This window comes from Halomonas sp. HP20-15 (assembly GCF_033446685.1).
In the GTDB taxonomy this organism is placed as follows: domain Bacteria; phylum Pseudomonadota; class Gammaproteobacteria; order Pseudomonadales; family Halomonadaceae; genus Modicisalibacter.
Genome location: NZ_JAWQLY010000005.1, coordinates 172,405 through 191,301, shown reverse-complemented (window position 1 = coordinate 191,301; position 18,897 = coordinate 172,405). Strand labels below are relative to the sequence as shown.

Below are 18,897 nucleotides of genomic sequence, written 5' to 3'. Positions count from 1 at the left end.
AGGCCGCCTTGCGGCGGCCTTTCGATCACTTGGTGGGGTAGTTGCGTTGCGTGTAGCCGGTATAGAGCTGACGCGGGCGGCCGATGCGGTAGCCGTTGGTGATCATCTCGTTCCAGTGCGAAATCCAGCCGATGGTCCGCGACACGGCAAAGATCACCGTGAACATGTTGGTGGGGATGCCGATGGCCTTGAGGATGATGCCGGAATAGAAGTCGACATTGGGGTAGAGCTTGCGCTCGATGAAGTACTCGTCTTCCAGGGCGATCTGCTCGAGGCGTTTGGCGATCTTGAGCTTGGGGTCATCGGCCATGCCCAGCTCCGCGAGCACTTCATCACAAGTTTCCTTCATGACCTTGGCGCGCGGGTCGAAGTTGCGGTAGACGCGGTGACCGAAGCCCATCAGCTTGAACGGGTCGTCCTTGTCCTTGGCGCGATCGATGTAGCGCTGGATGTTTTCCTCGGACTCGTCGCCGATCTCGTCGAGCATGTTGAGTACCGCTTCGTTGGCGCCCCCATGTGCCGGGCCCCATAGCGCGGCGATGCCGGCACTGATGCAGGCGAATGGATTGGCGCCGGTCGAGCCGGCCAGGCGCACCGTCGACGTCGAGGCATTCTGCTCATGGTCGGCATGCAGCATGAAGATGCGGTCCATGGCCTTGGCGAATACCGGATTGGTTTCGTAGGGCTCGCATGGATTGCCGAACATCATGTAGAGGAAGTTCTCGGCGTAATCCAGATCGTTGCGCGGATAGTTGAACGGTTGGCCGATGTTGTACTTGTGGCACATTGCCGCCAGCGTCGGCATCTTGGCGATCAGGCGTACGGCGCTGACGCGGCGTTCCTCTTCCTTGGTGATGTCCAGGTTGTCGTGATAGAAGGCCGCCAAGCCGCCGACCACGCCACACAGAATGGCCATCGGGTGGGCGTCGCGCCGGAAGCCCTTGTAGAAGTTGGCCAACTGCTCATGGACCATGGTGTGGTTGCGGATGGTCTTCGCGAACTCCTCGTACTCCTCGTCCGTGGGCAGTTCGCCGAACAGCAGCAGGTAGCACATCTCGACGTGATTCGAGTGCTGGGCCAGTTCGCCGATCGGATAACCGCGATGCAGCAGCACGCCCTCCGCGCCGTCGATATAAGTGATGGCGGATTCGGTGGCGGCGGTCGCCACGAAACCCGGATCGTAGGTAAAGAGGCCTTCGGCGGTGAGGCCGCGGACGTCGACGACATCGGGCCCGGCAGTGCCTGAATAGATCGGGAGTTCGAGGGGCTTGTCCAGCCCATCCACTGTCAACTGCGCTTTCCTGTCAGCCATGACGGCCTCCTCTCAGTATTCTCGATACGGAACGTAACTCGTTGTCCTGCTTGGCGGGCGGGCAAAAAAATGTTTGCCCACTATAGAAATGTCCAAGCCGATGTCAATTCGCCGATAGTGCGCATGCGGCGGGTCCGAAAGCCTGCAAAAGCCCCGGAAGCCGCGTGGCTGCTGCCGGAGCGGCATTCATGACTAATGTCACTTGTTACCAAGGGTAACACCGAGGTCGCAATTCAGCGGTAACGATTTGTCATGCCTGTGGCCAGTCCCTATAATCTTAACCCGCGCGATTGGCGGGAGCAGGCGATAAGCGTGGTTTTGCCGGCCGCCATTGCCTGATCCTCAAACCACCGCCCGTTCCACCGAGCCTGACCGGAGCATGAGCGGGCCAAGAGAGTGTGTAGAGAGCCGTGAATAGCAAAAGACCCGTAAACCTAGATCTTTCGACCATATCCTTTCCACTACCTGCATTAACCTCGATTACTCATCGTATTACCGGCGTCATTCTGTTCATTGGCCTGATCTTCGGCTTCTGGGCGCTCGATGCCTCGCTGTCGTCTCCCGAAGGATTCGAAGCCGTTCGCAATGCCCTCGAGCATAACTTCCTGGCCAAGCTGGTGGCCTGGGGGCTGCTGTCGGCGCTAGCCATTCACTTCGTTGCCGGCGTCAACCACCTGTTCATGGACATGGGCTACGGCATCGAGTTGGAAAAAGCCTACCGGAAGGCGCAAATCACCATCGTGGCAAGCGCGGTGCTCGTGGTACTGGCAGGAGTATGGGTATGGTAACCAACATCACCAATTTCGGCCGTAGCGGCCTGTCCGACTGGCTGATTCAGCGAGTGTCGGCGATTATCCTCGCCCTGTATACGCTGTTTATGGTCGGCTACCTGCTGCTCCATCCGGGACTCGACTACGCGACCTGGAACGGCTTGTTCGCGCAGACCTGGATGCGAATCTTCTCCCTGCTGGCCTTCGTGTCGCTGGCGGCTCATGCCTGGATCGGCCTGTGGATCGTGATCACCGACTACATCAAGCCGACCGGTATCCGCTTTGTCGTCCAAATCGCCATCATTCTCGCCATCTTCATCTTTCTGGTGTGGGGCGTACAAGTTCTCTGGGGAGCCTGATCCATGTCCAATATGCGTAGCCTGACGTTCGATGCAATCATCATCGGTGGCGGCGGCTCCGGCCTGCGTGCCGCGCTCGAGCTGGCCAAGTCCGGCAAGAAGACCGCGGTACTCTCGAAGGTCTTTCCGACACGTTCGCACACCGTGTCCGCGCAGGGCGGGATTACCTGTGCCATCGCTTCAGCCGACCCCAACGACGATTGGCGCTGGCACATGTACGACACCGTCAAGGGGTCGGATTATATCGGCGACCAGGAAGCGATCGAGTACATGTGCTCCGAGGGCCCCAAGGCGGTCTTCGAGCTCGAGCACATGGGGCTGCCGTTCTCGCGTTTCGACAACGGGCGCATCTATCAGCGTCCGTTCGGCGGCCAGTCCAAGGATTTCGGCAAGGGCGGCCAGGCGGCGCGCACTTGCGCGGCGGCCGACCGTACCGGCCACGCCCTGCTTCATACTCTCTATCAGAACAACCTGAAGAATGACACGGTGTTCCTCAACGAGTGGTATGCGGTGGACCTGGTCAAGAACGCCAGCGGCGACGTGGTCGGCTGTATCGCGCTGTGCATCGAGACCGGTGAAGTCGTGCACATCAAGGCCAAGGCCACGGTGCTGGCGACCGGCGGGGCCGGGCGCATCTTCTCGTCGACCACCAATGCCCTGATCAATACCGGCGATGGCATCGGCATGGCCCTGCGTGCGGGTTTCCCGGTTCAGGACATCGAGATGTGGCAGTTCCACCCGACCGGCATCTACGGCGCCGGCGTACTGGTCACCGAAGGCTGTCGTGGCGAGGGCGGCTACCTGGTCAACAAGGATGGCGAGCGCTTCATGGAGCGCTATGCGCCCAACGCCAAGGACCTGGCGGGTCGCGACGTCGTCGCCCGTTCGATGGTCATGGAGATCCTCGAAGGACGCGGTTGCGGCGAGAACGGCGATCACGTGATGCTCAAGCTCGATCACCTGGGCGAGGAGGTGCTGCATAAGCGCTTGCCGGGCATCGTCGAGCTGGCCAAGACCTTCGCCTCGGTGGACCCGGCCAAGGAGCCGATTCCGGTCGTGCCGACCTGCCACTACATGATGGGTGGCCTGCCTACCAACGTGCACGGTCAGGCGCTGATGCAGGACGCCGACGGCAACGACCAGATCATCAATGGCCTGTTCGCCTGCGGCGAAGCGGCCTGCGTCTCGGTGCACGGCGCCAACCGCCTGGGTGGCAACTCCTTGCTCGACCTGGTGGTGTTCGGCCGTGCCGCAGGTATCTTCATCGAGAGCGCGCTCAACGAAGGCGTCGAATACCTGGATGCGACGCAGTCGGACATCGACAGCGCGCTGGCACGCATGAACCGCTGGAACGACACCAGCGGTGGCGAGGCGATACCGGCACTGCGTGCCGAATTGCAGGAAACCATGCAGACCTCGTTCGGCGTGTTCCGCCAGGAAGACCACATGCAGGAAGGGGTCAAGAAGCTGGCCGACCTGCGCGAGCGGATCGCCAACGCGCATCTGGGCGACAAGTCCAACGCCTTCAACACCGCGCGCGTCGAAGCCCTGGAGCTCGATAACCTGCTGGAAGTGGCCGAAGCCACCGCCATTTCCGCGCTGGAGCGCAAGGAAAGCCGCGGCGCCCATTCCCGTTACGACTACCCGGACCGGGACGACGTCAACTGGCTGAAGCATTCCATCTACCACCCGCTCGACAAGAAGCTGGGCAAGCGTGATGTGAATTTCCAGCCGAAGACGCTCGATACCTTCGAGCCGAAAGTCCGTACTTATTGAGGGGGACCACGATGTCCATGCTTCAGGTATCCGTCTACCGCTACAACCCGGAAGCCGACTCCGCGCCGTACATGCAGGAGTTCCAGGTGGACACCCAGGGCCGCGACTTAATGGTCCTGAACGTCCTCGAGATCATCAAGCAGCAGGACAGCTCGATGGCCTATCGTCGTAGCTGCCGCGAGGGTGTGTGCGGCTCCGACGGGATGAACATGAACGGCACCAACGGCCTGGCCTGCGTCACGGCGATTTCCGACGTCATCAAGAACGGCAAGCTGGTGTTGCGCCCGCTGCCGGGGCTGCCGGTCATCCGCGACCTGGTGGTCGACATGGGGATTTTCTACAAGCAGTACGAGCGTATTCAGCCGTACCTGCAAAACGAGAATACCGCGCCGGCCATCGAACGCCTGCAGTCGCCGGAAGAGCGCGACAAGCTCGACGGCCTCTACGAGTGCATTCTGTGCGCCTGCTGTTCGACCTCGTGCCCGTCGTTCTGGTGGAACCCGGACAAGTTCGTCGGCCCGGCGGGTCTGCTGCAGGCCTACCGCTTCCTCGCCGATTCGCGTGACACCGCGACCCGCGAGCGGCTGTCCGAGCTCGAGGATCCGTTCAGCGTGTTCCGCTGCCGCGGCATCATGAACTGCGTCGCGGTGTGTCCCAAGGGACTCAATCCGACCCGGGCGATCGGCAAGATTCGCGAGCTGCTGTTGGCGAATGCCACTTAAATCGGAACGGGTGACTTGTTATCATTGGTCCCCGTTCCTACCCGGGGTTGCGTGCCGCGGGTAGAGCCGGCCCAAGCGTCAAGAGCCGGTGCCCTGGGGCACCGGCTCTTGACGATCACGGCCGCCGAATTGCGTGGGCGCCGCCCCGGCTACCCTAAGTAATGAGTAGTGAGCAATGAGTGACGCCGGAGCGTTATCGCATGCGGCGCCGACAACACCCCATCAGCGCAGGGTGACCTAGAGATGCAAGAAGGCATTATGGAGTTGATGTGGCGCACTTCGCATGTGAGCGGCGGCAACGCTCACTATGTTGAAGCGCTCTACGAACAGTACCTCGTCGATCCCAATGCAGTTCCGGATGAATGGCGTAACTACTTCGACAAGTTACCGCGCCCGGAAGGCAGTCCCTCTCAAGATATTCCCCTCAGTCCGATCCGCGACCAGTTCTACCAGTTGGCGCAAAGCCGACGCGGCGCAGCGCCTGTCGCCGCCGTCGACAGTGGCGAGAACAAGAAGCAGGTCAAGGTCCTGCAGTTGATCAACGCCTATCGCTTTCGCGGTCATCAGAAAGCCGATATCGATCCGCTCGGACTGCGCAATCCTACCCCGGTGCCCGATCTCGAGCTGTCCTTCCATCAGCTGTCCCAGGCCGACATGGACACCGAGTTCCAGACCGGGTCGCTGTTTCTGGGCAAGGATACGGCGCCGCTCAAGGAAATCGTCGATGCGCTGGAGAAGACCTACTGCCGCAGCATCGGCTGCGAGTTCATGCACATCGTCGACACGGAAGAGAAGCGCTGGCTGCAGCAGCGTTTCGAGTCGGTACGCTCCAAGCCGAAGTTCAGCGACGACGTACGCATGCACATGCTCGAGCGCCTGACCGCCGCCGAAGGACTGGAAAACTACCTGGCGTCCAAGTACCCGGGCACCAAGCGCTTCGGCCTGGAGGGGGGCGAGACGTTCATCCCGATGATGGACGAGATCATTCAGCGTGGCGGTGGTTACGGTACCAAGGAAATGGTCATCGGCATGGCCCACCGTGGCCGCCTCAACCTGTTGGTCAATATCCTCGGCAAGAGTCCCTCGGAGCTGATCGACGAATTTGACGGCAAGAAGGTCATCGAGAAGGGCTCCGGCGACGTCAAGTATCATCAGGGCTTCAGTTCCAACGTGATGACCCCGGGCGGCGAGGTGCATCTGGCACTGGCTTTCAACCCGTCGCACCTGGAGATCGTCGCGCCGGTGGTCGAGGGCTCGGTACGCGCCCGCCAAGACCGTCGCAACGATGTTGAGGGCGACAAGGTGCTGCCGATCAACGTCCACGGCGATGCGGCCATGGCCGGGCAGGGCGTGGTCATGGAAACCTTCCAGATGTCGCAGACCCGTGCCTACAAGACCGGTGGCACGCTGCACATCGTGATCAACAACCAGGTTGGCTTCACGACCTCGCATCCGCAGGACACGCGTTCGACCGAGTACTGCACCGATATCGCCAAGATGGTTCAGGCGCCGATCTTCCACGTCAACGGCGACGACGCCGACGCGGTCATTCACGCCACCCAGGTGGCGCTCGACTATCGTCAGCAGTTCCACAAGGATGTCGTCATCGATCTGGTCTGCTATCGCCGCCGCGGCCACAACGAGGCCGACGAGCCGTCCGGTACCCAGCCGATGATGTATCACAAGATCAAGTCGCATAAGACATCGCGGGCGCTCTACGCGCAGCGCTTGATCGAGGAGGGGCTGCTCGACGAGGACCAGGCCAAGGCGCTTTCCGAGAAATATCGCGAGGATCTGGCGGCCGGCAACCATGTGGCCAACGCGCTGGTCAAGCAGCCCAACAAGGAGCTGTTCGTCGACTGGACGCCGTACCTGGGCCACGAGTGGACCGGCGATGCCGACACCTCGATGGACATGAAGCACATGCAGCAACTTGCCGCGCGCATGTGCGAAGTGCCCGATGGCGTGCAGATGCAGCGCCAGGTGGCGAAGATATACGAGGACCGGCGCAAGATGCTGGCCGGCGGCATGGCGCTCAACTGGGGCTTCGCCGAGACGCTGGCTTATGCCACGCTGCTTGATCAGGGCCATCCGGTACGTCTGACCGGTCAGGACAGTGGACGCGGCACCTTCTCACACCGCCATGCGGTGGTGCACAACCAGAAGGATGGCACCACCTATGTGCCGCTCGAGCATATTCGCGACGGGCAGCCACGTTTCACCATCCGCGATTCCTATCTCTCGGAAGAGGCGGTGGTGGCCTTCGAGTACGGCTACGCCACGACCATGCCCAATGCGCTGGTGATCTGGGAAGCCCAGTTCGGCGACTTCTTCAACGGTGCGCAGGTCGTGGTCGACCAGTTCATCTCGTCGGGCGAATCGAAGTGGGGCCGGTTGTGCGGGTTGACCATGCTGCTGCCGCACGGCTACGAGGGCCAGGGCCCGGAGCACTCCTCCGCTCGCCTCGAGCGCTTCCTGCAGCTGTGTGCCGAGCACAACATGCAGGTCTGCGTGCCGACCACGCCGGCGCAGATCTTCCACCTGCTGCGTCGCCAGGTTATTCGTCCGCTGCGCAAGCCGTTGATCGTGATGTCACCGAAGAGTCTGCTGCGCCACAAGGAAGCGACTTCTACGCTGGAGGAACTGGCCAACGGACGCTTCAACATGGTGCTGGCCGACCAGGGCAAGCTCGAGGCCGACAAGGTCAAGCGAGTGGTGCTGTGTGCCGGCAAGGTCTACTACGATCTGGCCGCCTATCGCAGCGAGAACGAGCGCGAAGATACGGCCGTCGTGCGCATCGAACAGCTCTATCCCTTCCCCAAGGAGGAGCTCTACGAGGCACTCAAGGGCTACGGCAACCTCGAGCAGGTCATCTGGTGCCAGGAAGAGCCGCTCAACCAGGGCGCCTGGTACCAGAGCCAGCATCACATGCGCGTGGTCGCCGACATGATCGGTGAAGGGCTGGGGCGCGAGCTCAAGTTTGCCGGACGGCCGGCATCCGCCGCCCCGGCTGCCGGCTACATGTCCGTGCACGTTGAACAACAGCGCCAGCTGGTGAACGACGCCTTCAATGCCTGAGGCATCGTCACCGGGACGAGAGAGAACACACTAAGGAAACCAAATGGCTACCGAGATCAAAGCGCCCAGTTTTCCGGAATCCGTTGCCGAAGGCACGGTTGCCACCTGGCACAAGAAGCCCGGCGACAGTGTCGAGCGTGACGAACTGATCGTCGAAATCGAGACCGACAAGGTCGTCCTCGAGGTGGTGGCGCCGGAAGCCGGCACGCTGTCAGAGATCAAGGTCGAAGAAGGCGAGACCTGCGATTCCGAGCAGGTTCTGGGCATGCTCGGCGAGGCTCAGGAAAAAGCCGCCGACGACAAGGCGGATGCCAAGTCCGAGGAGAAGCAGGCGGACGCCAAGGCAGAGAAGCAGGACGAGGGCAAGTCCGAGAAGAAGGCCGACAAGCCGGCCGCCTCGGGCAAGAAGCATGACGTCAAGGCCCCGTCCTTCCCCGAGTCCGTACAGGAAGGCACCGTGGCGACCTGGCACAAGAAGGTCGGCGAAGCGGTCAAGCGTGACGAGGTGCTGGTCGACATCGAGACCGACAAGGTGGTGCTCGAAGTGGTCGCTCCGGCCGATGGCGCGCTTTCCGAAATCAAGGCCGAGGAAGGCGAGCAGGTCGAATCCGAGGCCCTGCTGGCGATCTTTGCCGAAGGCGCCGGCGGCGAGGGAGACAACGGCGGCGAAGCCAAGACCGAGTCGAGCGAGTCGAAGGACGAGACGGACAGCGACGAGAAGGTCGGCGACAAGATTCTAGCCCCGGCGGCGCGCAAGCTGGTCGCCGAGCACGATCTCGACGCCAACAAGATCGAAGGCACCGGCAAGGGCGGACGCATCCTCAAGGAAGACGTTCAGAAGGCCGTCAAGGAAGGCAGCGCCAAGAAGGCCGCCGACAAGCCGGCCGGCGGTGACACCACCAAGGCAGCGGCGACCGCTGCGGCTCCGGCCGTGGAAGGCGAGCGCCCCGAGAAGCGCGTACCGATGAGCCGGCTGCGTCAGACCATCGCCAAGCGTCTGGTCCAGGCCCAGCAGACGGCGGCCATGCTGACCACCTACAACGAGGTGGACATGAGCGCGGTGATGGCTCTGCGCGCCCAGTACAAGGACACCTTCCTCAAGGCACATGACACCAAGCTCGGCTTCATGGGCTTCTTCGTCAAAGCGGCGAGCGAAGCGCTCAAGCGCTTCCCGGACGTCAATGCCTCGATCGACGGAACCGACATCGTCTATCACGGCTATCAGGACATCGGCGTGGCGGTATCCACCGACCGCGGCCTGGTAGTGCCGGTGCTGCGCGACACCGACAGCATGAAGATCGCCGACGTCGAGAAGACCATCGTCGACTTCGGCAAGCGTGCGCGGGCTGGCAAGCTCGGCATCGATGAAATGCAGGGTGGTACGTTCACCATCACCAACGGCGGTATCTTCGGCTCACTGATGTCGACGCCAATCATCAATCCGCCGCAGACCGCGATCCTGGGCATGCACAAGATCCAGGAGCGCCCCATGGCGGTCAATGGCAAGGTCGAGATACGTCCGATGATGTACCTGGCCGTGTCCTACGACCACCGTATGATCGACGGCAAGGATGCGGTGCAGTTCCTGGTGACCATCAAGGAACTGCTCGAGGATCCGGCACGCCTGCTATTGGACGTGTGATTCGCCGCCAAGCCAACAGGTTTATCTGACGGACGGTGCGCGCTGTTCAGCCAGATTTCAGAAAACCGTAGACCGAACAGGAAGAGTACATGGCCGATAAATTTGATGTGATCGTCATCGGTGCGGGCCCCGGGGGCTACGTGGCCGCCATCCGTGCCGCCCAACTGGGCCTCAAGACCGCCTGTGTCGAGAAGTGGGTCAACAAGCAAGGCAAGACCGTGCACGGCGGTACCTGCCTGAATGTGGGCTGCATTCCTTCCAAGGCGCTGCTCGAGACTTCGCACAAGTTCGTCGAGGCCCGCGACCATTACGCCGAAATCGGCATCGAAGTGGGCGATGTTTCCGCCAACATCACCAAGATGCTCGAGTTCAAGGAAAGCGTCATCGCCAAGAACGTCGGCGGCATCAGTGCGCTGTTCAAGGCCAATGGCGTGACGGCCCTGGAAGGCACCGGCAAGGTGCTTTCCAACAGCAAGGTCGAAGTGACCGGCCAAGATGGCGAGAAGTCGACCTATGAGGCCGACAATATCGTCATCGCTTCCGGCTCCGTGCCGGTCGAGATTCCGCCGACGCCGCTGACCGAAGGGTTGATCGTCGATTCCGCCGGTGCGCTGGAATTCACCGAGGCGCCCAAGCGTCTGGGCGTGATCGGGGCCGGTGTCATCGGGCTCGAGCTGGGCAGCGTGTGGAGCCGCATGGGCAGCGAAGTCACCATGCTCGAGGCGATGGACAGTTTCCTGCCGATGGTCGATCAGGCGATCGCCAAGGAGACCCAGAAGCTGCTCGTCAAGCAGGGGCTGGACATCAAGCTGAGCGCACGCGTCACCGGCTCCGAGATCAAGGATGACGAAGTCGTCATCAAGTACACCGACAGCGAAGGCGAGCAGGAGCAGACCTTCGACAAGGTGATCGTCTGTGTCGGCCGCCGCCCGTACACCCAGGGCATTCTCGACGACGACGCCGGAGTCAAGCTCGATGAGCGGGGCTTCATCTTCGTCGACGATCAGTGCCGTACCAGCGTGCCCAACGTCTACGCGATCGGTGACTGCGTACGCGGCCAGATGCTCGCCCACAAGGCTTCCGAAGAGGGTGTCATGGTGGCCGACATCATCGCCGGCCATAAGGCCGAGATGAACTACGACGCCATCCCGTCCGTCATCTACACCTCTCCGGAAGTCGCCTGGGTCGGCATGAACGAGCAGCAGGCCAAGGCCGAAGGCATCGAGGTCAAGACGGGTTCCTTCCCGTTCTCGGCCAATGGCCGGGCACTCGCCAACAACGCTTCCGAAGGCATGGCCAAGGTCATTGCGGATGCCGAAACCGATCGCATCCTCGGCGTGCATATCGTCAGCCAGCACGCCGGCGAGCTGATCGCTCAGGGTGTGATCGCCATGGAATTCGGCTCCAGCGCCGAAGACCTGGCATTGACCTGCTATGCGCACCCGACCACCTCGGAGGCGATCCACGAAGCCGCCCTGGCGGTGGATGGCCACGCGATTCACATGGCCAACCGCAAGAAGCGCAAGTAAGCAGATCGCGTACTGCCGCAGGCGTCTGGCGAGTATCCAAAGGCGCGTCGCTCCGGCAATCGTCGGGCGAAAAGGGGTGGTCCGGTAGCTCCTTATGAGCGACCGGGTCACCGTTCGAGTCACATGCAACCAATGGCATGACACGATGAACCTTCATGAATATCAGGGCAAACAGCTGTTTGCCGATTACGGTTTGCCGGTGTCCAAGGGCTTCGCCGTGGACACCCCCAAGGAAGCTGCTGAGGCGTGCAAGAAGATCGGCGGCGACAAATGGGTCGTCAAGGCCCAGGTCCATGCCGGTGGCCGCGGTAAGGCCGGTGGTGTCAAGCTGATCAAGAGCCCGGAAGAGGCCCAGGCCTTCGCCGAGCAGTGGCTGGGCAAGAACCTGGTGACCTACCAGACCGACGAGAAAGGCCAGCCGGTCGCCAAGATCCTGGTCGAGAACCTCACCGACATCGCCACCGAACTGTACCTGGGTGCTGTCGTCGACCGTGGCACCCAGCGCGTGGTGTTCATGGCCTCGACCGAGGGCGGCGTCGAGATCGAGAAGGTCGCCGAGGAAACGCCCGAGAAGATCCTCAAGGCCGAGATCGATCCGCTGGTCGGCGCGCAGCCGTACCAGGCGCGCGAACTGGCTTTTGCGCTGGGTCTCAAGGGCGACCAGATCAAGCAGTTCACCAAGATCTTCCTGGGCCTATCCAAGCTGTTCCATGACAAGGATCTGGCACTGCTCGAGATCAACCCCCTGGTGATCACCGAGGAAGGCAACCTGCACTGCCTGGATGCCAAGATCAACCTCGATGGCAACGCCCTCTACCGTCACCCCGATCTGCAGGCGATGCGCGATCCTTCACAGGAAGACGAGCGCGAAGCCAATGCCCAGAAATGGGAACTCAACTACGTAGCCCTGGAAGGCAACATCGGCTGTATGGTCAACGGTGCCGGCCTGGCCATGGGCACCATGGACATCATCAAGCTCAGCGGCGGGCAGCCGGCGAACTTCCTGGATGTTGGCGGTGGTGCGACCAAGGAGCGCGTTGCCGAAGCGTTCAAGATCATCCTCTCCGATACCTCCGTGAAGGCCGTTCTGGTCAACATCTTCGGCGGGATCGTGCGCTGCGACATGATTGCCGAAGGCATCATCGGAGCCGTCGAGCAGGTCGGGGTCAACGTGCCTGTCGTCGTGCGTCTCGAAGGTAACAACGCCGAGTTGGGTGCCGAGAAACTGGCCTCCAGCGGACTGAACATCATCGCTGCTAAAAGCCTGACCGACGCGGCCCAGCAAGTCGTCAAAGCAGCGGAGGGCAAGTAATGAGTATTCTGATCGACAAGAACACCAAGGTCATCTGCCAGGGCTTTACCGGTGGCCAGGGGACCTTCCACTCCGAACAGGCGATCGCCTACGGCACGCAGATGGTCGGCGGCGTGACGCCGGGCAAGGGCGGCCAGGAGCATCTGGGCCTGCCGGTGTTCAATACCGTCAAGGAAGCCGTCGACAAGACCGGTGCCGAAGCCTCGGTCATCTACGTCCCGGCACCGTTCTGCAAGGACTCGATCCTCGAGGCTGCCAATGCCGGCATCAAGTTGATCGTATGCATCACCGAAGGCATTCCCACGCTCGACATGCTCGACGTCAAGGTCAAGTGCGACGAGCTGGGCGTGCGCCTGATCGGGCCGAACTGCCCCGGTGTGATCACGCCGGGCGAGTCCAAGATCGGCATCATGCCGGGGCACATCCACCAGCCGGGTCGGGTGGGCATCGTGTCGCGCTCCGGCACCTTGACGTACGAAGCGGTCAAGCAGACGACCGATCATGGCTTCGGTCAGTCCAGCTGCGTGGGTATCGGCGGCGACCCGATCCCGGGCTCCAACTTCATCGACATTCTCGAGCTGTTCGAGAAGGATCCTCAGACCGAAGCGATCGTCATGATCGGCGAGATCGGTGGCACTGCCGAAGAAGAGGCCGCGACGTATATCAAGGCCAACGTCAGCAAGCCGGTCGTGGCCTATATTGCCGGTGTGACGGCGCCTCCAGGCAAGCGCATGGGGCACGCAGGGGCGATCATTGCCGGTGGCAAGGGTACGGCGGACGAGAAGTTCGCGGCGCTCGAGGCCGCAGGCGTCAAGACCGTGCGTTCGCTGGCCGAAATTGGCGACGCACTCAAGGAAGCCACCGGCTGGTAAGCCTGGCCTTCCGCAAGTAGCAAGGGCGCCCATCGGGCGCCCTTTTTCTTTGTAGCGGCCAAGCTTCCGCCTGCACTTTATCCGCAACACCCTATCTTCATTACGATTTTTATACCCGCGCCTAGGGTATTAGGTCGCCATGAGCTGTCCTGTAATGACTTATTTAATATTTAACATGAGTGTTTTTATTAGCCGTCCAGTCATGGTTTTTAGAAACGGTAATATTGTTTTATAAGTCGGCGCCTATGGTTGTTTAAAGCCTTGCATTAAGAATCTCGTAAAAGATCGTTATAAGCAAAATAACCCTGTAATTGTCTTTAAAAAAAACTAGCATGGCCTACATTGAAAGCGTGAGTATACGTTTCTTTACACAACGGAAATCTTGCATAACACAGGATTTCTGCACTCAGCTTATTGAAAATTAAAAGAAAAAACGATGGCAGGAGAGCTTTGTGACCGCCAGGGCGGTAGCGTGGTCAAAATATCTTCTTTTTTCACTTGTTACGCCCACCGGTGTGCTGCGGTGGATTGATGTGCCTGGTTGCGCCGCATTCCTCTATGCATTGGTTGTAAATCCGGATGCACAGTCAAGCAGCCAATGCCCGAATGAGCCTTAACTGTAGATAATCAGCAGGAGTACAAAAATGGTTTCGACAAAAAAGCGCCTGCCAAGGCAGTGGGGGATGCCGCTGCTAAGCATAGCAGTTGTGATGTGGCTTTCCGCATGCGCCATGGCCCCCGGTGGCAAAATCCCTTACGACGCGGAAGTGGATCCGCTTCACGACGCCGTCAGCGTGGAGCCAATCACTATCGATCTGGTCAAGGCGATGCGTCCGACTGCCAGGCCTGACGTCGCTTCGCTGACGGCGCTTGCCGAAGATAGCCCGAGCGTGCCGGTCGAGTACGATTATCGTATCGGCCGCGGCGATGTGCTGAACGTGATCGTCTACGACCACCCTGAACTGACCATTCCTGCCGGTAGCGAGCGGAGCGCCGAAGAGTCGGGCAACGTGGTTCATTCCGACGGCACCATCTTTTATCCCTATGTCGGTCAGATCAAGGTTGCGGGGCGCACTGTAAAAGAGGTGCGTTCGGAGATACAGCGTCGTCTGTCGGGCTATATCGCCGAGCCACAGGTCGATGTCAAAGTCGCCGCGTTTAACGCCCAAAAAGTCTACGTAACCGGACAGGTTACCGAGCCTGGGGTATTTCCGGTGACCAACGTGCCCTTGCGTGTGCTCGATGTGCTCAGCGAGGCGGGAGGCCTGACCTCTACGGCCAACTGGCATGACGTCATACTGAGCCGCGATGGTGGCGACACGCATATTTCAGTATTCGATATGTTGTCGAATGGCGATATAACCCAGAACGTTCAGCTCCGCGATGGCGATGTCCTGCATGTGCCGGATATTGGCAATCAGCAGATATACGTCATGGGCGAGGTCAATGAACCGGCCGCCTTCCCCATGGCCAACGGCCAGTTCTCATTGACCAACGCCATTGCAAGGGCGGGCGGTATTCGAGAAGAGAGTGCCGACGCTTCGGGGATATTCGTCATTCGTGGCAATCCGGAGTCAAGCGATACTTTCGCGACTGTCTATCAATTGAATGCCAAGAATGCAGCCGCATTGGTACTCGGCGCGCAGTTCATGCTCCAGCCCGCCGATGTGGTCTATGTCACGGCCGCACCGGTCTCACTCTGGAACCGTGTGCTCAACCAGATTCTTCCGTCGCTCACGACGCTTTATCAAGCCACGGAAATCAAAGAAAACTTAGAATGATCCAATTCTCCCGCCTCCTCGTGGTTTGTACGGGCAATACCTGCCGCAGCCCGGTGGCAGCAGCGCTGCTCCGGGCTCGTCTACCGGCTCTGACGATCGAATCTGCTGGGCTGGGGGCCCTAGTGGGACACGGCGTCGAGCCGACGTCTCGTGAATTGGCTGAAAGGGAAGGGTTGAATGTCGAGTCACATCGAGCCCGCCAAGTGACCCAGGAAATGATTCAGTGGGCCGACCTGGTTCTGGTGATGAGCGAGAGCCAACGGCTCGCCATCGGCAAGCTGGACCCTGCATCGATCGGCAAGACCTTCTTGCTGGGGCGCTGGTCGGGTACAAGCGACAAGGGTCAGGAAATCCCTGACCCTTATCGTAAAAGCCACGAAGTTTTCGAATATGTACATGGACAATTGGTACGCGCCGCCGATGCTTGGCAAAAGAAACTAGGCTGAAATTGACCGGTGAGCTTGCCCACTGCTGCAGGTAACTAGCGATGTCTCAAAATTCACACTCTTCCCGCGCTATACAAGACAATGACGAGATCGACTTGGGTCGTCTGTATGGAATTCTCGTAGACCATAAAGGGACAATCGCCAGTATTACAGCGATATTTGCCATTGCGGGGGCGGGCTATGCACTATTGACGGATCCTATCTACCGAGCGGATGCCTTAGTACAGATTGAAAATGCCTCATCTACTAATCCATTATCCGATGTGACTAGTCTGTTAGGCCAAGAACCACCCTCGGAATCGGAGATTGAAATTATTCGCTCGCGTATGGTGTTAGGGCGGGCAGTAGATATACTTAATCTCGACCTCTTGGTTGAACCGGTACGATTTCCAGTCATCGGCGATTTCTTGACGCGCATAGGCGTTGAAAGGCCGGACTCATTCGTTACCAATTTGCTGAGTGATGTGGGGCTTTATCAATCCAATTCGGCCACAGAAGGTTGGAAATATACTTGGGCAGGCGAAACAATTGATGTCAAATCGATGCCAGTAGCGGATGCGTACTTGAATGAAACCTTCACCGTTAAAGTGCGTGATGAAAGTAATTATATTTTAAGTTATGAAGATAGAGTTCTAGGTGAAGGCAAGGTTGGCGTTTCAAGCGATTTTCTCGATGGCGACATAAGTGTTCTGATTGGTTCAATAAACGCTCCTCCAGGAGCCACCTATGAACTTACCCATATACCACGTTTGATGGCCATTAACGATTTGAGAAAAAAACTGACTATCAATGAACAAGGCCAAGAGACTGGGATACTCAACTGGGGTTTAACCAGCCCTGATCCGTTGCTTGCGGAGAAAACTCTGGCAACGATCGCTGACATATACGTTTCACAGAATATTCAGCGCCAATCGCAGGAAGCGCGCAATAGCCTGAATTTTCTAGATAGCCAGGTGCCAGCCGTGCGGGATGAATTGCGCCGCGCAGAAGATAGCCTCAATACGTATCGCACGGATAAAGACAGCGTCGATCTGTCGTTGGAAACAGAATCCATACTCGAGCGCTTGGTTAATTTAGAGTCCCAACTCAATGAATTGGAATTTTCCGAAGCTGAAATATCTCGTCGTTTTACTCCGAGTCATCCAACCTACGCTGCGCTTCTCGAGAAGAAACGACAGCTACAAAGCGAACGTGAAAAGCTTGAAAGCCAGATAAAAAAATTGCCGGAGACTCAGCAAGAAGTGCTGCGCCTGCAGAGAGATGTCGCGGTTAACCAACAAATCTATGTGCAGCTTCGTAACAAAGTACAGGAAATGCAAATTGCTGAAGCCAGTACTGTCGGCAATGTTCGCATACTGGATGAAGCCAAGGTTCTTCCGAATCCAGTGAAGCCCAACAAGAAGCTGATAGTCGTCCTGGCAGCTCTGTTCGGTGCGATGCTGGCTGTTGGGCTAGTATTGTTGCGTGCGGCTTTCAATCGTGGCGTCGAGGCGCCAGATCAACTCGAGCAGCTCGGTTTGCCTGTCTACGCTACGGTGCCGCTATCCGAAGAACAAGCTAAATTAAATCGTCGCGTCAAGCGTACCAATGGGCGTGCACATTCCATTGCGACGGGCCTCTTGGCTGAGCGGAATCCGGCTGATACTTCTATTGAGGCGTTGCGAGGGCTACGTACCAGTCTACATTTCGCCATGCTGGAAGGTAACGATAACCGGTTAATGATAACCGGGCCAAGTCCTGCGATTGGCAAAAGCTTTATTTGCGTAAACTTGGCAGCCGTATGTGCGCAGGCAGGACAGCGGGTGCTTATTATCGATGGGGATATGCGCAAAGGGCATATCCACACTGTTTTTGGGGAGTCCTCGGAGGGAGGCTTAAGTGAAGTGCTGGCAGGAAGAATAATGTTAGAGGATTCCATACGTCCAGTCGAAAGCATTGAAAACCTGTATTATCTATCAAGAGGCGTCGCGCCACCCAATCCCTCTGAGTTATTGGTCACTAAAACATTTAAGGACTTGCTGGAAGACGCCAGCAATCAATACGACTTGGTCATCGTTGATTCCCCTCCTGTGCTAGCCGTCACCGATGCTACTATTATCGGAAAGAATGTTGGTACTTCACTACTAGTGGCACGCTTTCAACTAAACCCACCAAAAGAGGTAAAGCTAGCCATAAGGCGGCTCGAAACGGGGGGGGTAGTTGTCAAGGGCGCGGTACTCAATGCAATGGAACGTAAAGCGGCCACAGCCTATGGTTACGGCTATTACAATTATTCGTATGCAGGGTTGGGCATGCGAAAATAAAAATACTGTCAGCTTAACCCTGCGTGTCGCAGAGGAAACTATGGCAAAAGTCGATAAGGCCGCGTTTATTGTAACCAAACCCCTGCAGCTTATGGTCGCGATGACATTAAGAGACCAGCTAAGAATACAGGATGAAGCGCAATTGTTGCTGGTCAAAGACTTTAGTGGAGCTGATGAGGTTTTTGAGCGAATAAAACAAAACGATCGGCATTGGTCATGCGTGCGCTCTTATGAAAGTCGTAAGGAAGCCTTGAATGCATGTCAGAGGGAGGCTTTCGATACGATTTTCATCGACTCGGATGTGGGTGTCCGTATATGCCATTCGTTATATAACGTACGGCGTACGAGGCCGAATGTCAGATTTGCCATTTACGAAGAGGGCTGCGGTACCTATCAAGACGATTATTATTCAAAATTCAAGGCCGCCATTTTGCGTCTATTAGGTGTAGGCGACCGACTCGGTGGTTCTCGGTACGTCAGTTCGATATGGGTTTACGAACCAGAGGAATACAATCATAAATTTCCTGCTACACGCGGTAAGGTTCATAGAGTAGAAAAAGGGCTTGCAGAATTCATATGCGAATACGCAGCGTTGCTAGAAGAGATTTTCTGCGATAAATATTTTATAGGCAAAAAGAATTTAGCTAAAGATAGCAATGTAAGCTGCGTGGTTTATCTATCTAGCTGGAAGGTCTATCAAGATGCGATTGAAGCTCTAAGTCGATATAGTTTGCGATACATTAAGTTGCATCCGCATATAAGGGAGTGCGATACAAGTTTTTTAGACTCGGATAGTATATTGGTGCCATCCACCATCCCGGCCGAATTGCTATTAATCAATTTGGCCGGTTTGTATCGCGAAATAGATGTATACCACCACGACAGCAGTGTGGAAAGATACATTACGCTTCCAAACGTAAAATTCGTCAATCTGCATGACGTCTAGCCATGCGTTTGCGCGCCATAACTTGCAGTGCTCGCGATAGCTTATTCGT

At 58.2% G+C, this 18,897-nt stretch carries 14 protein-coding genes; 13 read left to right on the top strand and 1 reads right to left on the bottom strand.

Annotation, left to right across the window (positions count from 1 at the left end):
- Positions 1–25: 25 nt before the first annotated feature.
- Complete coding sequence (gene gltA, locus R6258_RS08970) at positions 26–1,312, bottom strand: citrate synthase (RefSeq protein ID WP_318449334.1); 1,287 nt, start codon at positions 1,310–1,312, stop codon at positions 26–28.
- A 410-nt stretch (positions 1,313–1,722) separates the two neighbouring features.
- Between gltA and sdhC the strand changes: the two genes are divergently transcribed.
- The 13 genes from sdhC (at position 1,723) to R6258_RS08905 (ending at position 18,848) form a co-directional block, all read left to right on the top strand.
- The gene (gene sdhC, locus R6258_RS08965; RefSeq protein ID WP_318449332.1) at positions 1,723–2,100 is read left to right on the top strand and encodes a succinate dehydrogenase, cytochrome b556 subunit; all 378 of its coding nucleotides are present in this window, start codon (positions 1,723–1,725) and stop codon (positions 2,098–2,100) included.
- Positions 2,094–2,441 (top strand): succinate dehydrogenase, hydrophobic membrane anchor protein, encoded by a 348-nt coding sequence (gene sdhD, locus R6258_RS08960; protein WP_318449330.1) that lies wholly within the window; start codon positions 2,094–2,096, stop codon positions 2,439–2,441. Before sdhC ends, sdhD begins: the two co-directional genes overlap by 7 nt.
- A 3-nt stretch (positions 2,442–2,444) precedes the next feature.
- Positions 2,445–4,217: a succinate dehydrogenase flavoprotein subunit gene (gene sdhA, locus R6258_RS08955; protein WP_318449328.1), complete on the top strand. Its 1,773-nt coding sequence runs from the start codon at positions 2,445–2,447 to the stop codon at positions 4,215–4,217.
- 17 nt (positions 4,218–4,234) lie between these two features.
- Positions 4,235–4,939, top strand: coding sequence for a succinate dehydrogenase iron-sulfur subunit (locus tag R6258_RS08950; protein ID WP_318449463.1), 705 nt, complete (start codon positions 4,235–4,237; stop codon positions 4,937–4,939).
- A gap of 243 nt (positions 4,940–5,182) precedes the next feature.
- The gene (locus R6258_RS08945; protein ID WP_318449326.1) at positions 5,183–8,017 is read left to right on the top strand and encodes a 2-oxoglutarate dehydrogenase E1 component; all 2,835 of its coding nucleotides are present in this window, start codon (positions 5,183–5,185) and stop codon (positions 8,015–8,017) included.
- 43 nt (positions 8,018–8,060) lie between these two features.
- Positions 8,061–9,659, top strand: coding sequence for a 2-oxoglutarate dehydrogenase complex dihydrolipoyllysine-residue succinyltransferase (gene odhB, locus R6258_RS08940; protein ID WP_318449325.1), 1,599 nt, complete (start codon positions 8,061–8,063; stop codon positions 9,657–9,659).
- Between the two features lie 89 nt (positions 9,660–9,748).
- Positions 9,749–11,188, top strand: coding sequence for a dihydrolipoyl dehydrogenase (gene lpdA, locus R6258_RS08935; protein WP_318449323.1), 1,440 nt, complete (start codon positions 9,749–9,751; stop codon positions 11,186–11,188).
- 145 nt (positions 11,189–11,333) lie between these two features.
- Positions 11,334–12,500: an ADP-forming succinate--CoA ligase subunit beta gene (sucC, locus tag R6258_RS08930; RefSeq protein WP_318449321.1), complete on the top strand. Its 1,167-nt coding sequence runs from the start codon at positions 11,334–11,336 to the stop codon at positions 12,498–12,500.
- Positions 12,500–13,372 carry a succinate--CoA ligase subunit alpha gene (gene sucD / locus R6258_RS08925; protein WP_318449320.1) on the top strand — a complete coding sequence of 291 codons (873 nt, stop codon included), beginning with the start codon at positions 12,500–12,502 and terminating at the stop codon, positions 13,370–13,372. Before sucC ends, sucD begins: the two co-directional genes overlap by 1 nt.
- A gap of 644 nt (positions 13,373–14,016) precedes the next feature.
- The gene (locus R6258_RS08920) at positions 14,017–15,153 is read left to right on the top strand and encodes a polysaccharide export protein (protein ID WP_318449319.1); all 1,137 of its coding nucleotides are present in this window, start codon (positions 14,017–14,019) and stop codon (positions 15,151–15,153) included.
- A complete protein-coding gene (locus R6258_RS08915; protein ID WP_318449318.1) occupies positions 15,150–15,599 on the top strand; it encodes a low molecular weight protein-tyrosine-phosphatase in 450 nt (149 codons plus the stop codon). The genes R6258_RS08920 and R6258_RS08915 overlap by 4 nt, the downstream gene beginning before the upstream one ends.
- Before the next feature lie 41 nt (positions 15,600–15,640).
- Positions 15,641–17,902, top strand: coding sequence for a polysaccharide biosynthesis tyrosine autokinase (locus R6258_RS08910; RefSeq protein ID WP_318449317.1), 2,262 nt, complete (start codon positions 15,641–15,643; stop codon positions 17,900–17,902).
- Positions 17,820–18,848: a hypothetical protein gene (locus R6258_RS08905; protein WP_318449469.1), complete on the top strand. Its 1,029-nt coding sequence runs from the start codon at positions 17,820–17,822 to the stop codon at positions 18,846–18,848. The genes R6258_RS08910 and R6258_RS08905 overlap by 83 nt, the downstream gene beginning before the upstream one ends.
- The last annotated feature ends 49 nt before the right edge of the window (positions 18,849–18,897 follow it).

Bases quoted from the DNA above. Each gene is read 5' to 3' on its own strand.
- sucD (WP_318449320.1), top strand. From the start codon at position 12,500: ATGAGTATTCTGATCGACAAGAACACCAAGGTCATCTGCCAGGGCTTT.
- odhB (WP_318449325.1), top strand. From the start codon at position 8,061: ATGGCTACCGAGATCAAAGCGCCCAGTTTTCCGGAATCCGTTGCCGAA.
- R6258_RS08915 (WP_318449318.1), top strand. From the start codon at position 15,150: ATGATCCAATTCTCCCGCCTCCTCGTGGTTTGTACGGGCAATACCTGC.
- gltA (WP_318449334.1), bottom strand. From the start codon at position 1,312: ATGGCTGACAGGAAAGCGCAGTTGACAGTGGATGGGCTGGACAAGCCC.
- R6258_RS08950 (WP_318449463.1), top strand. From the start codon at position 4,235: ATGCTTCAGGTATCCGTCTACCGCTACAACCCGGAAGCCGACTCCGCG.
- R6258_RS08905 (WP_318449469.1), top strand. From the start codon at position 17,820: ATGCAATGGAACGTAAAGCGGCCACAGCCTATGGTTACGGCTATTACA.
- sdhD (WP_318449330.1), top strand. From the start codon at position 2,094: ATGGTAACCAACATCACCAATTTCGGCCGTAGCGGCCTGTCCGACTGG.
- R6258_RS08920 (WP_318449319.1), top strand. From the start codon at position 14,017: ATGGTTTCGACAAAAAAGCGCCTGCCAAGGCAGTGGGGGATGCCGCTG.
- R6258_RS08945 (WP_318449326.1), top strand. From the start codon at position 5,183: ATGCAAGAAGGCATTATGGAGTTGATGTGGCGCACTTCGCATGTGAGC.
- lpdA (WP_318449323.1), top strand. From the start codon at position 9,749: ATGGCCGATAAATTTGATGTGATCGTCATCGGTGCGGGCCCCGGGGGC.
- sdhA (WP_318449328.1), top strand. From the start codon at position 2,445: ATGTCCAATATGCGTAGCCTGACGTTCGATGCAATCATCATCGGTGGC.
- sucC (WP_318449321.1), top strand. From the start codon at position 11,334: ATGAACCTTCATGAATATCAGGGCAAACAGCTGTTTGCCGATTACGGT.
- R6258_RS08910 (WP_318449317.1), top strand. From the start codon at position 15,641: ATGTCTCAAAATTCACACTCTTCCCGCGCTATACAAGACAATGACGAG.